General features: G+C 62.9%; 16 protein-coding genes. 8 read left to right on the top strand and 8 right to left on the bottom strand.

Annotated features, from left to right (window positions below; all coding sequences use genetic code 11):
- The first annotated feature begins 151 nt into the window (after nucleotides 1–151).
- The 5 genes from RA19_RS03005 to RA19_RS02985 all read left to right on the top strand — a co-directional run bounded on the left by RA19_RS03005 (nucleotide 152) and on the right by RA19_RS02985 (nucleotide 4,280).
- Entirely contained in the window at nucleotides 152–595 is a 444-nt protein-coding gene (locus tag RA19_RS03005; RefSeq protein WP_039159444.1) for a MaoC family dehydratase, read from the top strand.
- A 517-nt stretch (nucleotides 596–1,112) separates the two neighbouring features.
- The gene (locus RA19_RS25635; RefSeq protein ID WP_052261620.1) at nucleotides 1,113–1,625 is read left to right on the top strand and encodes an invasion associated locus B family protein; all 513 of its coding nucleotides are present in this window, start codon (nucleotides 1,113–1,115) and stop codon (nucleotides 1,623–1,625) included.
- A 169-nt stretch (nucleotides 1,626–1,794) separates the two neighbouring features.
- Nucleotides 1,795–2,727 carry a bifunctional riboflavin kinase/FAD synthetase gene (locus tag RA19_RS02995; protein WP_039159442.1) on the top strand — a complete coding sequence of 311 codons (933 nt, stop codon included), beginning with the start codon at nucleotides 1,795–1,797 and terminating at the stop codon, nucleotides 2,725–2,727.
- Nucleotides 2,728–2,732: 5 nt separating this feature from the next.
- Entirely contained in the window at nucleotides 2,733–3,203 is a 471-nt protein-coding gene (locus RA19_RS02990) for a YcgN family cysteine cluster protein (protein ID WP_039159671.1), read from the top strand.
- Nucleotides 3,204–3,239: 36 nt separating this feature from the next.
- Nucleotides 3,240–4,280: a threonine aldolase family protein gene (locus tag RA19_RS02985; protein WP_039159440.1), complete on the top strand. Its 1,041-nt coding sequence runs from the start codon at nucleotides 3,240–3,242 to the stop codon at nucleotides 4,278–4,280.
- 91 nt (nucleotides 4,281–4,371) lie between these two features.
- Here RA19_RS02985 and RA19_RS02980 read toward each other — a convergent pair whose 3' ends face one another.
- Together RA19_RS02980 and RA19_RS02975 are read right to left on the bottom strand one after the other, a co-directional pair.
- Nucleotides 4,372–5,172, bottom strand: a complete 801-nt coding sequence (locus RA19_RS02980) for an alpha/beta fold hydrolase (protein ID WP_039159437.1) — start codon at nucleotides 5,170–5,172, stop codon at nucleotides 4,372–4,374.
- Nucleotides 5,169–5,771 carry a 2-hydroxychromene-2-carboxylate isomerase gene (locus tag RA19_RS02975; RefSeq protein ID WP_039159436.1) on the bottom strand — a complete coding sequence of 201 codons (603 nt, stop codon included), beginning with the start codon at nucleotides 5,769–5,771 and terminating at the stop codon, nucleotides 5,169–5,171. The genes RA19_RS02980 and RA19_RS02975 overlap by 4 nt, the downstream gene beginning before the upstream one ends.
- 107 nt (nucleotides 5,772–5,878) lie before the next feature.
- On the opposite strand from RA19_RS02975, the gene RA19_RS02970 reads away from it, so the two are divergent.
- On the top strand, nucleotides 5,879–6,901 hold the full coding sequence (locus RA19_RS02970) for a ribose-phosphate pyrophosphokinase (protein ID WP_039159434.1): 1,023 nt from the start codon (nucleotides 5,879–5,881) through the stop codon (nucleotides 6,899–6,901).
- A gap of 91 nt (nucleotides 6,902–6,992) precedes the next feature.
- Here the strand turns inward: RA19_RS02970 and RA19_RS02965 are convergent, their stop codons facing one another.
- A complete protein-coding gene (locus RA19_RS02965) occupies nucleotides 6,993–7,481 on the bottom strand; it encodes a DUF2938 domain-containing protein (RefSeq protein WP_039159432.1) in 489 nt (162 codons plus the stop codon).
- A 152-nt stretch (nucleotides 7,482–7,633) separates the two neighbouring features.
- Here RA19_RS02965 and RA19_RS02960 point away from each other — a divergent pair, with 152 nt between their 5' ends.
- Nucleotides 7,634–8,050, top strand: coding sequence for a helix-turn-helix domain-containing protein (locus tag RA19_RS02960; protein ID WP_039159430.1), 417 nt, complete (start codon nucleotides 7,634–7,636; stop codon nucleotides 8,048–8,050).
- On the opposite strand, the gene RA19_RS02955 is transcribed toward RA19_RS02960, so the two are convergent.
- From RA19_RS02955 to RA19_RS02935, 5 genes are all read right to left on the bottom strand, one after another.
- On the bottom strand, nucleotides 8,047–8,850 hold the full coding sequence (locus tag RA19_RS02955) for an inositol monophosphatase family protein (RefSeq protein ID WP_039159428.1): 804 nt from the start codon (nucleotides 8,848–8,850) through the stop codon (nucleotides 8,047–8,049). The two genes, RA19_RS02960 and RA19_RS02955, sit on opposite strands and share 4 nt — an antisense overlap.
- A gap of 102 nt (nucleotides 8,851–8,952) precedes the next feature.
- A complete protein-coding gene (locus RA19_RS02950) occupies nucleotides 8,953–9,303 on the bottom strand; it encodes an H-type lectin domain-containing protein (protein WP_039159426.1) in 351 nt (116 codons plus the stop codon).
- A gap of 73 nt (nucleotides 9,304–9,376) precedes the next feature.
- Nucleotides 9,377–9,796, bottom strand: coding sequence for a hypothetical protein (locus RA19_RS02945; RefSeq protein WP_152615667.1), 420 nt, complete (start codon nucleotides 9,794–9,796; stop codon nucleotides 9,377–9,379).
- 194 nt (nucleotides 9,797–9,990) lie between these two features.
- Nucleotides 9,991–11,208, bottom strand: a complete 1,218-nt coding sequence (locus tag RA19_RS02940) for a PAS domain-containing protein (protein WP_039159424.1) — start codon at nucleotides 11,206–11,208, stop codon at nucleotides 9,991–9,993.
- A 140-nt stretch (nucleotides 11,209–11,348) separates the two neighbouring features.
- Nucleotides 11,349–12,947, bottom strand: a complete 1,599-nt coding sequence (locus tag RA19_RS02935; protein ID WP_039159422.1) for a class I SAM-dependent methyltransferase — start codon at nucleotides 12,945–12,947, stop codon at nucleotides 11,349–11,351.
- A gap of 514 nt (nucleotides 12,948–13,461) precedes the next feature.
- Here RA19_RS02935 and nhaC point away from each other — a divergent pair.
- On the top strand, nucleotides 13,462–14,892 hold the full coding sequence (nhaC, locus tag RA19_RS02930; protein WP_052261619.1) for a Na+/H+ antiporter NhaC: 1,431 nt from the start codon (nucleotides 13,462–13,464) through the stop codon (nucleotides 14,890–14,892).
- The last annotated feature ends 36 nt before the right edge of the window (nucleotides 14,893–14,928 follow it).

Below are 14,928 nucleotides of genomic sequence, written 5' to 3'. Positions count from 1 at the left end.
CGTCCAGCCCCGCCCTTGCCGGCGGGGTTTTTCTTTGTCAGAAACCTCTTGATTTTCTGCACCTGCAAAGTAATAAAGTTGCGCAAGCGGGCAATCGGGCGCGCAAATGTTTCATCGACGCCTGCAAGAAAACAGGCGAACGGAGGATCGAATGTTGGACAACATGCCGCGCGGAACCATCTGCATCGAAGACATCGAGATGGGCATGACCCGCTATGTGCGCAAAGTGATCACCGATGAGGACATCCAGATGTTCGCCACGGTCTCGACCGACCACAACCCGGTGCACCTGGATGACGAATACGCCAATGACACCATGTTCCAGGGCCGCATCGCCCATGGCATGCTGACCGCCGGGCTGATCTCGGCGGTGATCGGCGAGCAGCTGCCCGGCCACGGCACCATCTACATGAGCCAGTCGCTGAAGTTCCTGGCGCCGGTGCGCCCGGGCGACATGGTGCTGGCCGAGGTTGAGGTGACCGACATCGTGATCGAAAAGCGCCGCGTCAAGCTGGACTGCCGCTGCATGGTGGACGGCAAGAAGGTGCTGATCGGCGAAGCCATGGTGATGGCGCCTTCGCGCAAGTTCGACTGAGGCGGCCTTCAAAAGGGGGCGTTGCCCCCTCGGCCCGTGCCGGGCCTCACCCCAAGGGTATTTTTGACCAGAAAGAAGCGGCATTGACGGCAGTTTGGCCCGTGCGCGCAGCATATTGAGCCGCCAGGGCAGCCTGCCCGGGCGGTTTTTCTTTTGCCGGCTGCCGTCTGTTTGGCGCGGGTCCCATGAAGAGTGGCGGCGCCGCCGGGTGGAGGTGGACAGACCCCGCGGGGCCTGCTCGGACAAGCGTGCTTGCACGACCCCCTTTTTATCGGGGCCGGTCTCCGGGTGCTGCGCAGGCGGCCTCACAGTTCGCCTGCGCCTTGTATCATGGCCCTTGCGCGGGACCAAGGCGGGGGATCGATCACAGAGGAGTATGCCCGGGGCGCGTGAGGATCATATGAAGGGGGCGTACGGTGGGGGCGCAACAGCCGCCAAGCCTGTGACTGGAATGTCTTGCCACGACCTCGCACTTCATTACTTTGCCCTCCATTGAACCAATTCAATGGAAATAAATATGTTCAAAGTTCTTGCCGCCGCCACCGCCATGATCGCTCTGGCAACGGCAAGCGGCGCAAAACCCAAAAAGGTCGCGAAACACGGCGACTGGGAAGTTCTCTGCGAAAGGAAAACCGGAGAATGCACGGCTCAACAGAAACTGCGTACCCCTGATCAGGAGACCGTAGAGATCAGCGGCTTTCCGGTTCAGTCGGGTGAAGCCGTGGCAGGGTTCGAAATCAGGGTGTCCGGAAACGCCCTTCTGAAACCCGGGATCACAATCTCAATAGATGGCGGCCAATGGCTCGCCTATGATTATACGGTTTGCCGGAAGTCGCGGTGCCTCATCCAATTGGGGCTAACGAGTAAGACACTTAAGGAATACCTCCGCGGCCAGACTGGAGAAATTCATTTTTATCTGTTTGATGATCCACATGTGCGCCGAACGGCACGTTTCTCCCTGTCCGGCTTTTCAGATGCCTTTGCAGACGTCGGCAACCGCTCCGGCCCCCGCAGGGTTACAGGCCAGTAGAACCTGGATATTGCAGGACCCGGGTGGGCGCATACCTGTAATTTCCCAAGGTGACACCCGCCCGGAACAAGGCGCGCAGCGCCCCCCGCGGGCAGGCGCATGCCCGGCCTCTTCCCTCGTGCGCCACTGGCCGCTTGAACCGCTCGCGCCATAGCGATAGGCATGCGCCATGCGTATCGTCAGAGATTATGAATTCGTCGAAGACCAGGACCGGGGCGCCACCGTCGCCATCGGCAATTTCGACGGCGTGCATCTGGGCCATCAGTCGGTGATCGAGCTGGCCCGCAAAGCCGCGCCCGGGGCGCCGCTGGGGGTGATGACGTTTGAGCCGCACCCGCGTGAGTACTTTGCGCCCGATGCCCCGCCTTTCCGGCTGATGCGCGCCGAGACCCGCGCCCACCGGCTGGAGAAGCTGGGGGTGGAGCGGCTGTATGAGCTGAATTTCAACACGGCGCTGTCGAGCCTGACACCTGAGGAATTCGCCCGCGATGTGATTGCTGAAGGCCTGGGGCTGGCGCATGTGGTGGTCGGCGCCGACTTCTGCTTTGGCCAGGGCCGTGCAGGCAACGCCGAAGACCTGCAGCGTTTCGGTGATGAGTACGGCTTTGGCGTCACCATTGCGCCCTTGATGGAATACTCCGAGCATGCGGTCTCCTCGACCGCGATCCGCAATGCGCTGAGCGAAGGCCGCCCGGCAGATGCCAAGGAGATGCTGGGCCATTGGCATCGGATCGAAGGCGTGGTGATCGGCGGCGAGCAGCGCGGGCGGGAGCTGGGCTTTCCGACCGCCAATATGTCGATCGACGGGCTGCACCAGCCCCGGTTCGGGGTTTACGCGGTGCTGGTCGATGTGCTGGACGGGCCGCATGAGGGCAGCCATCTCGGCGCCGCCTCCATCGGTGTGCGGCCGATGTTCGACGGCGAGGTGCCGAATATCGAGACCTTCCTGTTTGATTTCTCGGGCGATCTCTATGGTGCAACGCTGTCGGTCGGGTTGGTGGATTTCCTGCGGCCTGAATTGAAGTTTGACGGGCTCGATGCCTTGATTGAACAGATGGATGCCGATTGCGCCAAATCGCGCGAAATCCTGGCAGCGCTATGAAACCGGTGAAGGACGTCATTGACCGCTCGGGCCTGGGCAAGCGGTTCTGGGAAAAGAAGCCGCTTGCTGAGCTGAACCAGAAAGAATGGGAAGCGCTGTGCGACGGCTGCGGCAAATGCTGCCTGAATAAGCTGGAGGATGAGGAGACCGGCGAGGTCGCTCTGACCCGGGTGGCCTGCCGCCTGCTGGATGACAGCACCTGCCGCTGTGCCCAGTATCCGATCCGCCACCAGTTCATCCCCGAATGCATCGTGCTGACGCCCAGCAACCTGGATACCCACGCCTATTGGATGCCTGAGACCTGCGCCTACCGGCTGCTGTGGCAGGGCAAGCCTTTGCCCGAGTGGCACCCGCTGCTGACCGGCACCCCGGAAAGCGTGCATGATGCCGGTGTTTCGGTGCGCGGCTGGACCGTGTCGGAATTCGAGATTTCCGAAGACGAGTGGGAAGACCACATCATCGAGGAACCGACCTGACTTTTCCTTTCCCGGTTTTCAAGGAGCCCGCGCCCCATGCATTTCGCCTCTGACAATTCCGGCCCGGTGCCGCAACAGATCCTGGACGCACTGGCCAAGGCCAACCAGGGCTATGCCATGGGCTATGGCGCGGATGCGGAAATGGCGGAGGTGACGGCGCGGATCCGGGAGATCTTTGAAGCGCCGGAGGCGGCGGTGTATCTGGTGGCGACTGGCACGGCAGCAAATGTGCTTGCCCTGTCGACGCTGGCGCAGCCCTGGCAAACCATCTTTTGCACCCGGCCCGCGCATATCCTCCAGGACGAGTGCAACGGGCCTGAGTTCTTCACCGGCGGAGCCAAGCTGACGCCGGTGACCGATGCGGACAAGATGACGCCTGATGCCTTGCGCGCGGCGATCGAAGGCGAAGAGGTCCGCGGCGTGCACGGGCCCCAGCGCGGGCCGGTTTCGCTGTCTCAGGTAACCGAACTCGGCACGGTTTACACGGTTGCGGAGCTGGAGGCGCTTGGCGCTGTGGCTCGCGAATACGGCCTGCCCGTACATATGGATGGTGCGCGCTTTGCCAATGCGCTGGTGTCGCTCGGCTGCACGCCTGCCGAGATGACCTGGAAGGCCGGCGTGGATGCGGTCTCTTTCGGCGGCACCAAGAACGGCTGCCTGGGGGTCGAGGCGGTGATCTTCTTTGATCCCAAACACGCGCAGGAATTCGAATACCGCCGCAAGCGCGGCGCGCACCTGTTCTCCAAGCACCGCTACCTGTCGGCACAGATGCTGGCGTATCTGAGCGATGATCTGTGGCTGAACAATGCCCGTGCTGCCAATGCCAAGGCGGCGCAGCTTGCAGAAGGGCTGCGGGCTGCGGGGGCTGAATTTACCCATGAGCCGCAGGCCAACATGCTCTTTGCTGCCCTGCCCCGGGCCCAGCATCAGGCCTTGTTCGAGGCAGGCGCCGTCTATCACCTGTGGGACGGGGCCCTGGACGGGCCGGCAGATGACCTGGTCACCGCACGCTTTGTCTGCGACTGGTCGCTTCCGGAAGACCGCATCCGTGCTTTTCTCGCCTTGCTGCAAGGCTGAAAGGGGGCTCTGCCCCCGGCCCTCACGGGCCTCCCCCGGGGGTATTTGAGACCAGAAAGAAGCGGCAAGAAGCAGGCGCTTGCGCGCCGGGTCAGGCCTGCGCCCAGAAGCTGCGCATCTGATTTGCCGTCTCGTCCGGGTGCGTAACCGGCAGCATGTGGGCGGCGCCGGCAATTGTCCTTGCTTGCGCTTTGGGCAGGCGGCGGGCGAGGCCGTTGACGATCACCTCCATCACTGGCGGGCTGTTTTGCCCTGCAAGCAGCAGGACCGGCATGGCAACCGGCTCCAATGCGCCCGGGGCAAGCGTGCCGTTTGCGTCCTCATAGAGTGTTTTGCGTGTCGCCGGGATAATCGGCATGGCACGTATCATGGCGGCGCGGGCCGGTTCGGGAAGGTCCGGCCATTTCGGATGGCCGGTGCCCCACATCCGGTTGAACAGCCGGGTGGCAAGCGCAATGTCACCAGCTGCAAGGGCCGCCGCCACCGGCGCGTCTGCCGCAGTCAATGCCTCCAGTACCGCCGGGTCATCTTCGCCGGCCACCGCAAACAGCACCGGTTCAATCAGAGTGAGGCTGCGCACCAGATGCGGCCTGGCCATCGCCATCCGCAGCGCCACTGTGGCGCCGAAGGAATGGCCGATCAGATCAGCTGGCCCGCCGAGCAAGCTGAGACCAGCATCAGCATTCAGCAACTGGTAATTGCCCTTACCGTCCCAATCCGGGCTGCGCCCGTGGCTAAGCATGTCGAAACCGGTAAGGGTGACCTCTTCTTCCATCGCCATGGCAAGCCCGCGCCAGGCCCCGGAATGAGCCAGCGAGCAATGCACTGCCAGAACCTGGCGGGGGCCGCGGCCGAAGCTGCGGGAGAATATGCCTGCAGGTTGATCCTTCACTCTGCCTGCCCCGCCAGGTGTATCTCCAGGTCTGCCAGCCGGTCCTGGCCCCAGAACCTCGCCCCATCCGCGGTTACCCAGAACGGTGCACCGAACACGCCTGCACTGACTGCATCCTCGAGGTTTTGCGCATAGGCCTCCGCGCCGGCCAGGAGACCGCTGTCGGCCAGCGCTGGGTCGAAGCCGGCGCCACTGAGGCAGTCGCGGATCACATTGTCCTCGGCGATGTTCTTCTCCTCTGCCCAGCAGGCGCGCAGGATCGAAGACACCAGCGCTCCCATATCGCCGCCGCCTGCCCGCTGCGCTGCAATGATGGCATAGGAGGAGGGCGCCGCATTGGTGGGCCAATGGGCAGGTTTCAGGTTGATAGGCATGTCCAGCTTTGCCGCCTGCCGCTCCAGCTCGATCAGCCGGTATTCCTGCCGCGAGGGATGCCGCTCGCCCGGAGGGGTGCCGCCGGTGCGGGGAAACAGCGAGATGATATCCAGCGGTTTGCAATTGACCGTGGCGCCATGGCGGGCGGCGATCTCCCAGGGCCTTGTGCCGGCCAGATAGGTAAAGGGCGACAAGGTTGAGAAGTAGAAGTCCAAAGCTGCCATTGGTTGTTTCTCCCGCTAATAACTTTGCGTGAAGGTATGTGCATGCTAAGCGGGGTTCAATATCACGAATCTGACACATAGCCATTGCTGCCTGGGGATATCAGCCAATGCCGACCTTGAACGAACCCAAGCTTATTGCTGGGAACGCCAACCTCCCTCTTGCCCAAGCCATCGCCCGCCGCATGAGCATGCACCGCGGTGTTGATCAGGGGCTGGTGGACGCCCGCGTCGAGCGGTTCAATGACGGCGAGATCTTCGTCGAAGTCTATGAAAATGTCCGCGGCGAGGACATGTTCATCATCCAGCCGACCTCGAACCCGGCCAACGACAACCTGATGGAGCTGCTGATCATCGCAGACGCGCTGCGCCGCTCCTCGGCCCAGCGGATCACCGCAGTGATCCCCTACTTCGGCTATGCCCGCCAGGACCGCCGCACCAAGGCCCGCACCCCGATTTCCTCGAAACTGGTCGCCAATATGCTGACCGGCGCCGGCATCGAGCGGGTTCTGACCATGGACCTGCACGCCGCCCAGATTCAGGGTTTCTTCGATATTCCGGTGGACAACCTTTATGCCTCGCCGATCTTTGCGCTGGACGTGAAGGACCAGTTCAAGGACCGGATGGACGAGCTGATGGTGGTCTCTCCTGACGTTGGCGGCGTGGCCCGTGCCCGCGAGCTGGCCAAGCGCATCAACGCGCCGCTGTCGATCGTCGACAAGCGCCGCGAGAAGCCGGGCGAAGTGGCCGAGATGACCGTGATCGGCGATGTGAAGGACAAGATCTGCCTGATCGTCGACGACATGTGCGACACCGCCGGCACCCTGTGCAAGGCCGCCCAGGTGCTGCTCGACAACGGCGCCAAGGAAGTGCACGCCTATATCACCCACGGCGTGATGAGCGGCCCGGCGGTGGAGCGGGTCACCAACTCGGTGATGAAATCGCTGGTGCTGACCGATTCGATCCAGCCGACCGAAGAAGTGAAGGCCGCGCCGAACATCCGCATCGTGCCGACTGCGCCGCTGTTCACCCAGGCGATCCTGAACATCTGGCATGGCACCAGCGTGTCGTCGCTGTTTGAGGACAAGACCCTGGTTCCGATCTACGAGAGCCTCTACTCCAACGGCGGCTAAGGCGGCTGTTTTCAGAATGTATGAAAGCCCCGCCATCTGGCGGGGCTTTTTGGATTTGGCCCTCCGCTGAGGGAACTTTGGCCAGCCGGCTCTACAGCAGAGTGAGGCAAAGCGCCGACAGCCACAGCCCTGCCCCGAAGGTGAGATGCGTTGCCAGGCTTTTCAGACGCGCCGCGTTCGGGGCCGGCGTCCGCCGCGCTGCCAGGCCTGCGCCCATTCCCGGCTGCAGGACCAGGAACGGCGCTGCCAGCGTCAGGATGCCAAAGACCAGGGCCGGCCATAGGCTGGGGTTCTCAAGCCAGCCCGCGCCCGCCGCAGACAGGAACAGCGTCGCAAACAGGACGCCGGTCAAGTAATGCGCGGCCCAGCCAATCAGCCGCTCGCCGCGGACAGGCGCGCTGGCCATGATCGGCCGGTGAATGAAACGCCCCCGAACAGCGTGGCCCAGCCAGCGTCCAGCCATTGCGTAGTCCAGCGTCTGCAGCGACAGCAGGTGCTTCTGGATCAGCGTGCCCAGGTCCATGACCATTGTTGCCCCTGTGCCGATGAGTAATGCGTTGAAAATAAGGCTGCTTTCCATGGGATTCTTCACCTTTCCCTGCGTTGAACATCACGTCTGAGGCAGGCCTACGACTTCAGGTCCGCTTTAAGTCAAGCCAATTCGCTCGGCTGACCTTGCCAGTACGGGCGCGAAGTGCCAGCTTTGCGGTTAAAGCCAGCTTGAGGATGAAAATGCAGACATTGGACATCGGAGAGGTCGCCGAACGCTCGGGCGTCGCGGCCTCTGCCCTGCGGTATTACGAGGAACTGGGCCTGATCACCTCAATCGGGCGCAAGGGGCTCAGGCGGCAGTTCGGCCCGGAAACCCTGCTGCAGCTGGCGCTGATCACAATGGGCAAGGCAGCCGGTTTTTCGCTGCAGGAAATTGCCGGTATGTTCGGCAAGGACGGGCGTCCAGACCTGCCGCGGGATCAGCTGCACGCCCGGGCCGATGCGCTGGAGGAGCAGATACGCGAACTGACTACCCTGCGCGACGCGCTGCGCCATGTGGCCGATTGCCCGGCGCCCAGCCATCTGGAATGCCCCAAGTTCCGCCGGATGCTGGAGCTGTGCACCGGCCGCGCCGTGGCGCGCAGCAGAACAGGCTAAACCAGGGTCCCGGGCTGCACGGCGCTGGCGATCAGATCCAATGCTTCCGCGTGCAAGGCTTGCGAAGACGTTGCGATGATACCGCCGCAGGATGCCAGCGACAGCGGCTCACCCGCCCAGCCGGTAATGACACCGCCAGCCCCTTCGACAATCGGCACCAGCGCGCAGATGTCGAACCCCTCCAGATCGGTGCCGTTGATGGCCAGATCCAGCTTGCCATGCGCCAAAGCCCCATAGGCCGGAGAGCCTGCGTCAAAGGCGCTGACCTGCGCCGCTTCACGCAGAGCCTCGTAAATTCGGGCCGTTTCACCGGGGAAAGCATCGTGATTGGCAATCGCCGCCTGGCAGCGGTCCAGGCTTGCCACACCGGATACCTGCAGCGGCCTGCCATTCAGCAGTGCCTCCCCCCCGCGGATGCCGCTGAAGCAGGCGCCGCCAAGCGGCAGATCCATCACCCCAAGCACCGGCACACCATCCAGACACAAGCTGATCAGGGAAGAGAAGCCGGGCAACCCCATGCCGAAGTGCCGAGTTCCGTCAATCGGGTCGAGCACCCAGGTCCAGCCCCCAGCCGCCTGATCGCCGCCGAACTCCTCGCCCCAAATGCCGTGCTCCGGAAATTCCTCCTGCAGGAAGGCCCGCCACAGCTGCTCGATCTCCAGATCGGCACGGGTCACCATTGAACCGTCTTTCTTGAAATCCGCCCTGCCCGGCTGCTCCCAGACCGCGCGGGCGGCAGGGCGTGCCAATTCAGCCATATGCAGGGCTGCCTTCAGAAAATTGTCCAGATCGCCGGCCATAGGGGAACCTCACACGGGCAGTACAGCTAATGCGTGATGGATGCACAGCCCGCGCCCGGCCCGCAAGCTAAGGTTTTGTGACACCGGTGCCCATGCAGCCGGTCAGTCCACGTCCCAATCGTCCGCATGGGGCAGCTCGCCTATCGCCAGCCAGGACGCACGCAGCCGGGCGGCGCGGCTGTCTGCCCAGGTGCGGAAAACAATCTCGAACCCGTCGCAGGTCACGTTCTCGGCCACCAGCTCGGCCCGGAACGGGGCGGAGGTGTCCATGTCCCAAAGCGAGACCGACACATGCACCGCGGGCGGAGAGGCAAACGCTTCGTCAAAAAGCACCGCCCGGCGCCGCTCGCGCGGGCCGGAGCCGGTCCACATCTCGCCGCCGTCCTCGAAATCCGAGAACACTTCAGCGTCGCCCTGATGGATCCCCGTACGGGGGTTGCGCAGTCTTTTCATCCGCAGTCCTTAGCGTCCTGTCCCGGTCCCAGATTAAGCCTGGCAGCCGGGAATGAAAGAGGTCTGAACGCTGTCACGGTCCTTCGCCCCGGGTTTCCTTGGCTGCCCGGCTTTTTAGGCGCCAATCGCGCAGCTTGCGTGCCAGCCTGAAGGCTTGAAGCCCTGCCAGGGCAAGGCACCATGCCAAAACAATCCAAAGCACACCCCATTCCAAGCAGGTCCTGTGAATGTTCGAACTGCTGAATTCTGCCCCCTTCTCTCCGGGGGTCAACGGGACAAAAGCCAGCAGGACGGTTACAGCCAGGAGGATCAGAAGAAGCTTGACCGGGCTGTAGCCGCTCAGATCCGCCACCCGGACAAAGACAGGCGCTGTCACCAGCATCACGGGCAGCAGCACCGGCAGCGGCCGCCACAGGCCGCAGGCTGCCCCATCTGTCAGCCAGGAGAATTCCAGCGCAACGGCGCATACGACCGCGGCGGGCAAAATTATCATCAGAGGCTTGGCCCAGAGCCAAAGCCCAACCCTGATCATAAACTTGAAATATGCGGCAATGAATGAAACCACCGCTGCCCCTGCTGCCCCGTTAATTGCGCTGCTTGTCGCCAATTGGCGGCGCAGCGGCAAGACGGAATTGGCATTTTCCCGGCAAAGCCCGGTCGCGGCAGAGCGGCGCCTGCCCGGCGCCGCTATCCTTCGTCGCTGCTGAGCGCGGCGCTGAGTCCCGTGATCTTCTCCAGACGCGCCGAGATCCGGTCCTGAAACAGGCCAAGCTCGTCAATGATCGAATTCAGAGATTCGCCGACATTGCCCAGCCGTGCGCATTCGATCTTGCAAAGCACCCGCGTTGTTGTGAGCGCCATGAAATGGCGGTGCAGGGTCAGGCAAGCCTTCTGAATGCGGTCGGCCTCGAACTGAACGTCCTTCAGGCAGGCCCTGGCCTTGCCGAACTGCACCTCGGTCAGCTGCGCCAAAATGGCCTGCTCGCGGGTGATATCAGTACCTGCGGCGCCATCCTCCTGCTCCAGCTGATGGCCGCATTCGGTGAGGATGCGGGCCAGCCCTTCGACAAAAATCGCTGAGGTAACAGTGCCCTTGATGGCGCGGAAGTTGCTGTTCTTGCCCCAAACATGCGCCTCAAACCAGAGTGACATCTCGCGCGACATGGAGCTGTAGTTCTGCGACAGCACGGTCACGGGACCGCCCGCGGGCTCGATGCGTGAAGCGATGACCCGCAGATTATGCGGAATGGTGCGCATGGATTCGAACTCCTGCACCAGCGCCTCGGTCTCCTGCACCAGATCGCCGGCCGTGGAATGCATGGTACGACGCTCGGCAAGACGGTCATCCGCGGCCCGGTTCAATCCGGCATCGCGGGCTACAAGCTCCTCGGCCAGCGCGTGCCCGGCAAAATCGCCATAGGAAGCGAAGCCAAGCTCCTGCAGGCGGGCCAGCAGCCGCGCGGCGCTGTCTGCGGGGTCGAGATCCCCGGCCTGTTCGGCCTGACGCAGCGCAGTGTATTCCGCTTCGATTGTCTTCAGCAGCGGGCTGGTCGGTTTGATCCGGGCTGAAAGGTAGCCACCGTCGCAAGGGGTCACGACCGCAAACACCCAATAGTAGCTGCCATCGCTCGCCTTGTTCTTGACATAGGCACCGACGCTCTCGCCTTGTTTGAGGCTGTCCCAGAACAGCTGGAACACGCCGCGCGGCATATCCGGATGGCGGATGACCTTATGAGGCGCCCCCAGAAGCTCTGCCATCTGGAACTTGGCGACCCGGCAAAATACTGCATTGCCGGCCTGGATCACGCCCCTGTTGTCGGTGCGGGAAAAAAACACCTCGTCCAGGGCAAATGGAGCTTCTCTGCCCCTGGATTGTACAGCCAGCGTGCGGTCTTCAAAGGACACGTTCGGGTTCCTGTCAGTGGTTGTCTCGTGCTGTTCCTGTTTAACCGGCAGTGCTTTTCAAATTGCTAACTCCCGCTTGCGCCGGTCCGTGGCGGCGCCCGGACCGGGAGGCGGCGGGCGGCCGCCTGCCCGGCCCTGTTTCAAGCCGCGGTGCCGCGTACCGCTGCTGGCGCGGTCTCTGCCTCTGTCTCTGCCTCAAGAACCAGCCCCAGGCTTTGGCACAGCGGCAGGCGGCGGGCCTCGAAATGAGTTGCCCGCGCCCGCAGCAGCGCCAGATTTTCCTCTTCGGTTTCCAGTACCCGGCCTTCGTGCTGCAGCCGCTGGCCTTGCGGCGCCAGAATACGCCAGGCAAGCCCGGCCCATTCCGCAGCCGTCTCCAGCCCTTCGCTGCGGGCCAGCAGGAACAGCTGCTCAAACCGGTCGAGCTCAACCCCGCCGCCGGTGACGGGCGACGCCAGAAAGCGCAGCTGATCGCTTTCTTCGGCACGTTTGCAGACCGCCAGGTTGAAGGCGCGGCAAGCCTCTGCCCGCTGCGCCAGCCCCTCCTGCGGCAGGCAGGGCGCAATGCAGCCGGTGCCCGCAAGAATCATCAGCATGCGGGTAATGCTGCCCCAGTCCATCGTGCCGAACACGCCCTGATCCAGCAGGCTGCGCACAGTGGCCGGGCCTTCACTCAATGCCTGAAGAACCGGCGCGAACTGGTTCTTGTCCAACGGCAGCTCCTTGCCGCGGTGGTGAAACTGCAAACTGCCGCCGCTGTAGGGGCGAAGAAGAGCCAGCGGGGTTGCAAACCAGGCGCCGATGGCGCTGCGCGGCGTATGCTCCTGCTTGCCCTTCACAAAGATATCGGTTCGGAAATGCTCGTTCAGCAAAACATCCCGCAGCCCTTCCCGCCGGACCGGATCCGGCTCTTCGTCCAGAAGCGCCTGCTGTTCCGGTGTAAAACGGATGCTGTCGATATTGTCCAAAGGATGCACCGAGCCCAGGAAGCCCAGCTTGGCCTGCGTCAGGCTGTCCGCCAGATCCTCGAAGTAAAACGGTGTCCAGTCACGGTTGAAATACTCATGCGCCACATAGTTCGCGGGCATTGTCTGCATGTATTCCAGCCGCCGCCCTGCAGCCGGGTTGCCGGTGAAATAACCCGCGCCTGCCTGCTCCAGCTGCCGGGTGAATTCCATGGCCTCGCCGATCCTGCTGATCAGCGGCCCGCCGCGCTGTGCCGCCCGCCCGGTCAGTATCCGGCGCAGCGGCATAGACGCAGCCCACCCCGGCAGCGCATTGCAGCTGATGAAAACCAGCCCGCCCGGCTTCAGCCGCTCAGCAATGAAGCGGGTGATATGCTGCCGGTTCTCCTCCGATATCCAGCTGTACACGCCATGCAGGGCGATGATGTCGAACGCTGCGGGCAGTCCCGGGGTCTCGCCGAAATCCCCAAAACAGCGCTCGTGGAAATGCATGTTCTGCAGCCCCGCCTCCTGCGCCAGCTCAACGGCTCCGGCGATATGCGAAGGGCTGAAGTCCATGGCGTGGAATTCGATGTGCGGATTCGCTGCCGCCAGAAGATTGGCTGAGAAGCCTTGGCCGCAGCCCAGCTCGCAATAGGTGACGCCCTCGCCCTCCAGCCGGTGCCGGTGGCCCTGGCTCATCGCGCCGAAGCCAAGCAGGGCGGGCGTCAGCTGGCGGTGAAAGTCGAAAGTATAGTCGATGCCGGCCATGTAGCCGGAAGTCCAATCGGTCACGGGGAATCCTGCTGGTTAGGAACATGTCATGCGGGGCAATTTTCGAAAAATTTGTGAGAATAGGGTTAAGACGCAGAAAATTGGCTGCCGGGTTACCGGAAAGTGAGCATGGCTGCGGGGCAGAAAACCCGGCAAAAGTGTTTCGGAAGCCCGGCCCGGTGCCTGCTCAAGTACCCCATGCGGCCTGCCGCCACGCGGGTTTCCACCGCGCTTTGGCTGTGCCTTTTCCGCGGCAGCCTAGAGCCAACATGGCACCGGTCCGCCCCGTCCGGCCGGACCGGTGAGGGGCCGTTTGCCACCTAAGGAAACTTTTCCCCCGCAAGGAACATTTTCCCGAAAGTCGGCATTTCCCGCCGCGATGTCGCAAATGCTGACCATTCCGGCGCCCTGGCATCGAGTCCGGCGAGCCGTTCTTTGGTGTCTGGCCGCATCCGCCTTGCACAGGCGATCTGACTTAAGGGAGGAGAAACCCGTGTCACCAAATGATCCGAATATTGTTAAGCCCGGGCTGGGAATGGCGCTGCTGCCAATCCTGCTGACGCTGGCCGTTCTGGGCATCCAGCTGTTCTATTTCGGGGATTTCACCCCGCATATCCCACTGGCTATCGGCATCGCCATCACTGCGCTGGTGGGGCTGAAACTGGGCCACAAGTGGAACAACATCGAAGAAGGCGTGTTCCACGTCATCAATATTTCGCTGCCCTCGGTGTCGATCCTGATCACCGTCGGCATGATTGTCGGCATCTGGATTGCCAGCGGCACCGTTCCAACGCTGATCTATTATGGCCTGAAGATCCTGTCGCCGGAGCTGTTCCTGGCTGCTGGCATGGTGCTGTGTTCCATCGTGTCGGTTTCGCTCGGCACCTCCTGGGGCACCGTGGGCACCGTCGGGCTGGCGCTGATGGGCATTGGCGCAGGTTTTGGCATTCCGATGTACTGGACTGCGGGTGCTGTGGTGTCCGGCGCCTTCTTCGGCGACAAGATCTCGCCGCTGTCGGACACCACCAATCTGGCGCCTGCCGTCACCGGCACCAACCTGTTCGACCACATCCGCAACATGCTGCCGACCACCATTCCGTCGATGCTGATTGCGCTGGTGATCTACCTGGTTGTGGGTTTCACTCTGATCGACACCTCGCAAGTATCGTTTGAGCGGATTGATGCGATCACCGCAGCACTGGACAGCGCGTTCTGGATCTCGCCGCTGATGCTGCTGCCGGCTGTGCTGGTGATCATCCTGGCGGTGAAGAAGCAGCCGCCGATCCCGTCTCTGTTTGCCGGCGCTGTTGTGGGCGGTATCATGGCGATGGTCTGCCAGGGCGCCGGCCTGCATGAGACCTTCACATTCGCCAACAGCGGTTACGCGATTGAGACCGGAGTGGCCGAGATTGACCCGCTGCTGAACCGCGGCGGCATCCAGTCGATGATGTGGACCATTTCGCTGGTTCTGCTGGCGCTGGGTTTCGGCGGCGCGCTGGAGCGCACCGGCTGCCTGCAGGCAATCATTGAAGTGATCATTGCCCGGGTCAAAAGCTTTGCCGGCATCCAGACCTCGGCCATTCTGACCTCGGTCGCGACCAACACCGTGGCGGGCGATCCCTATCTGTCGATTGCCCTGCCGGGGCGGATGTATGCACCGGTTTACCGCGGTATGAAGTACTCACCGCTGAACCTGTCGCGCGCCATCGAGGAAGGCGGAACACTGGTTTCGCCGCTGATCCCCTGGAACGCGGGCGGCGCCTTTGTGATCTCCGCGCTGGCGCTGGGGATTGCCGACGGCAACTTCGAGAACCTGCTGTACATCCCGCTGGCCTTTGCCTGCTGGCTGTCGCCGCTCATCGGCATCTTCTATGCGATGACCGGGTTGTTCTCGCCCAAGGCAAGCGATGAGGAAATCGCCGAATGGGAAGACAGCGGCGAGCCGGTGGCGCAAGTGACCACCTGACCGCCCTAGCGCGCCGGGTCCTCCCCCCCGGCGCGC

Source organism: Leisingera sp. ANG-M1 (assembly GCF_000813745.1).
GTDB lineage: Bacteria > Pseudomonadota > Alphaproteobacteria > Rhodobacterales > Rhodobacteraceae > Leisingera.
The sequence above is the reverse complement of the archived record's forward strand: the minus strand, read 5'-3'. Positions and strand labels throughout refer to the sequence as shown.

Bases quoted from the DNA above. Each gene is read 5' to 3' on its own strand.
- RA19_RS03005 (WP_039159444.1), top strand. From the start codon at position 152: ATGTTGGACAACATGCCGCGCGGAACCATCTGCATCGAAGACATCGAG.
- RA19_RS25635 (WP_052261620.1), top strand. From the start codon at position 1,113: ATGTTCAAAGTTCTTGCCGCCGCCACCGCCATGATCGCTCTGGCAACG.
- RA19_RS02995 (WP_039159442.1), top strand. From the start codon at position 1,795: ATGCGTATCGTCAGAGATTATGAATTCGTCGAAGACCAGGACCGGGGC.
- RA19_RS02985 (WP_039159440.1), top strand. From the start codon at position 3,240: ATGCATTTCGCCTCTGACAATTCCGGCCCGGTGCCGCAACAGATCCTG.
- RA19_RS02975 (WP_039159436.1), bottom strand. From the start codon at position 5,771: ATGGCAGCTTTGGACTTCTACTTCTCAACCTTGTCGCCCTTTACCTAT.
- RA19_RS02970 (WP_039159434.1), top strand. From the start codon at position 5,879: ATGCCGACCTTGAACGAACCCAAGCTTATTGCTGGGAACGCCAACCTC.
- RA19_RS02965 (WP_039159432.1), bottom strand. From the start codon at position 7,481: ATGGAAAGCAGCCTTATTTTCAACGCATTACTCATCGGCACAGGGGCA.
- RA19_RS02960 (WP_039159430.1), top strand. From the start codon at position 7,634: ATGCAGACATTGGACATCGGAGAGGTCGCCGAACGCTCGGGCGTCGCG.
- RA19_RS02955 (WP_039159428.1), bottom strand. From the start codon at position 8,850: ATGGCCGGCGATCTGGACAATTTTCTGAAGGCAGCCCTGCATATGGCT.
- RA19_RS02950 (WP_039159426.1), bottom strand. From the start codon at position 9,303: ATGAAAAGACTGCGCAACCCCCGTACGGGGATCCATCAGGGCGACGCT.
- RA19_RS02945 (WP_152615667.1), bottom strand. From the start codon at position 9,796: ATGATAATTTTGCCCGCCGCGGTCGTATGCGCCGTTGCGCTGGAATTC.
- nhaC (WP_052261619.1), top strand. From the start codon at position 13,462: ATGGCGCTGCTGCCAATCCTGCTGACGCTGGCCGTTCTGGGCATCCAG.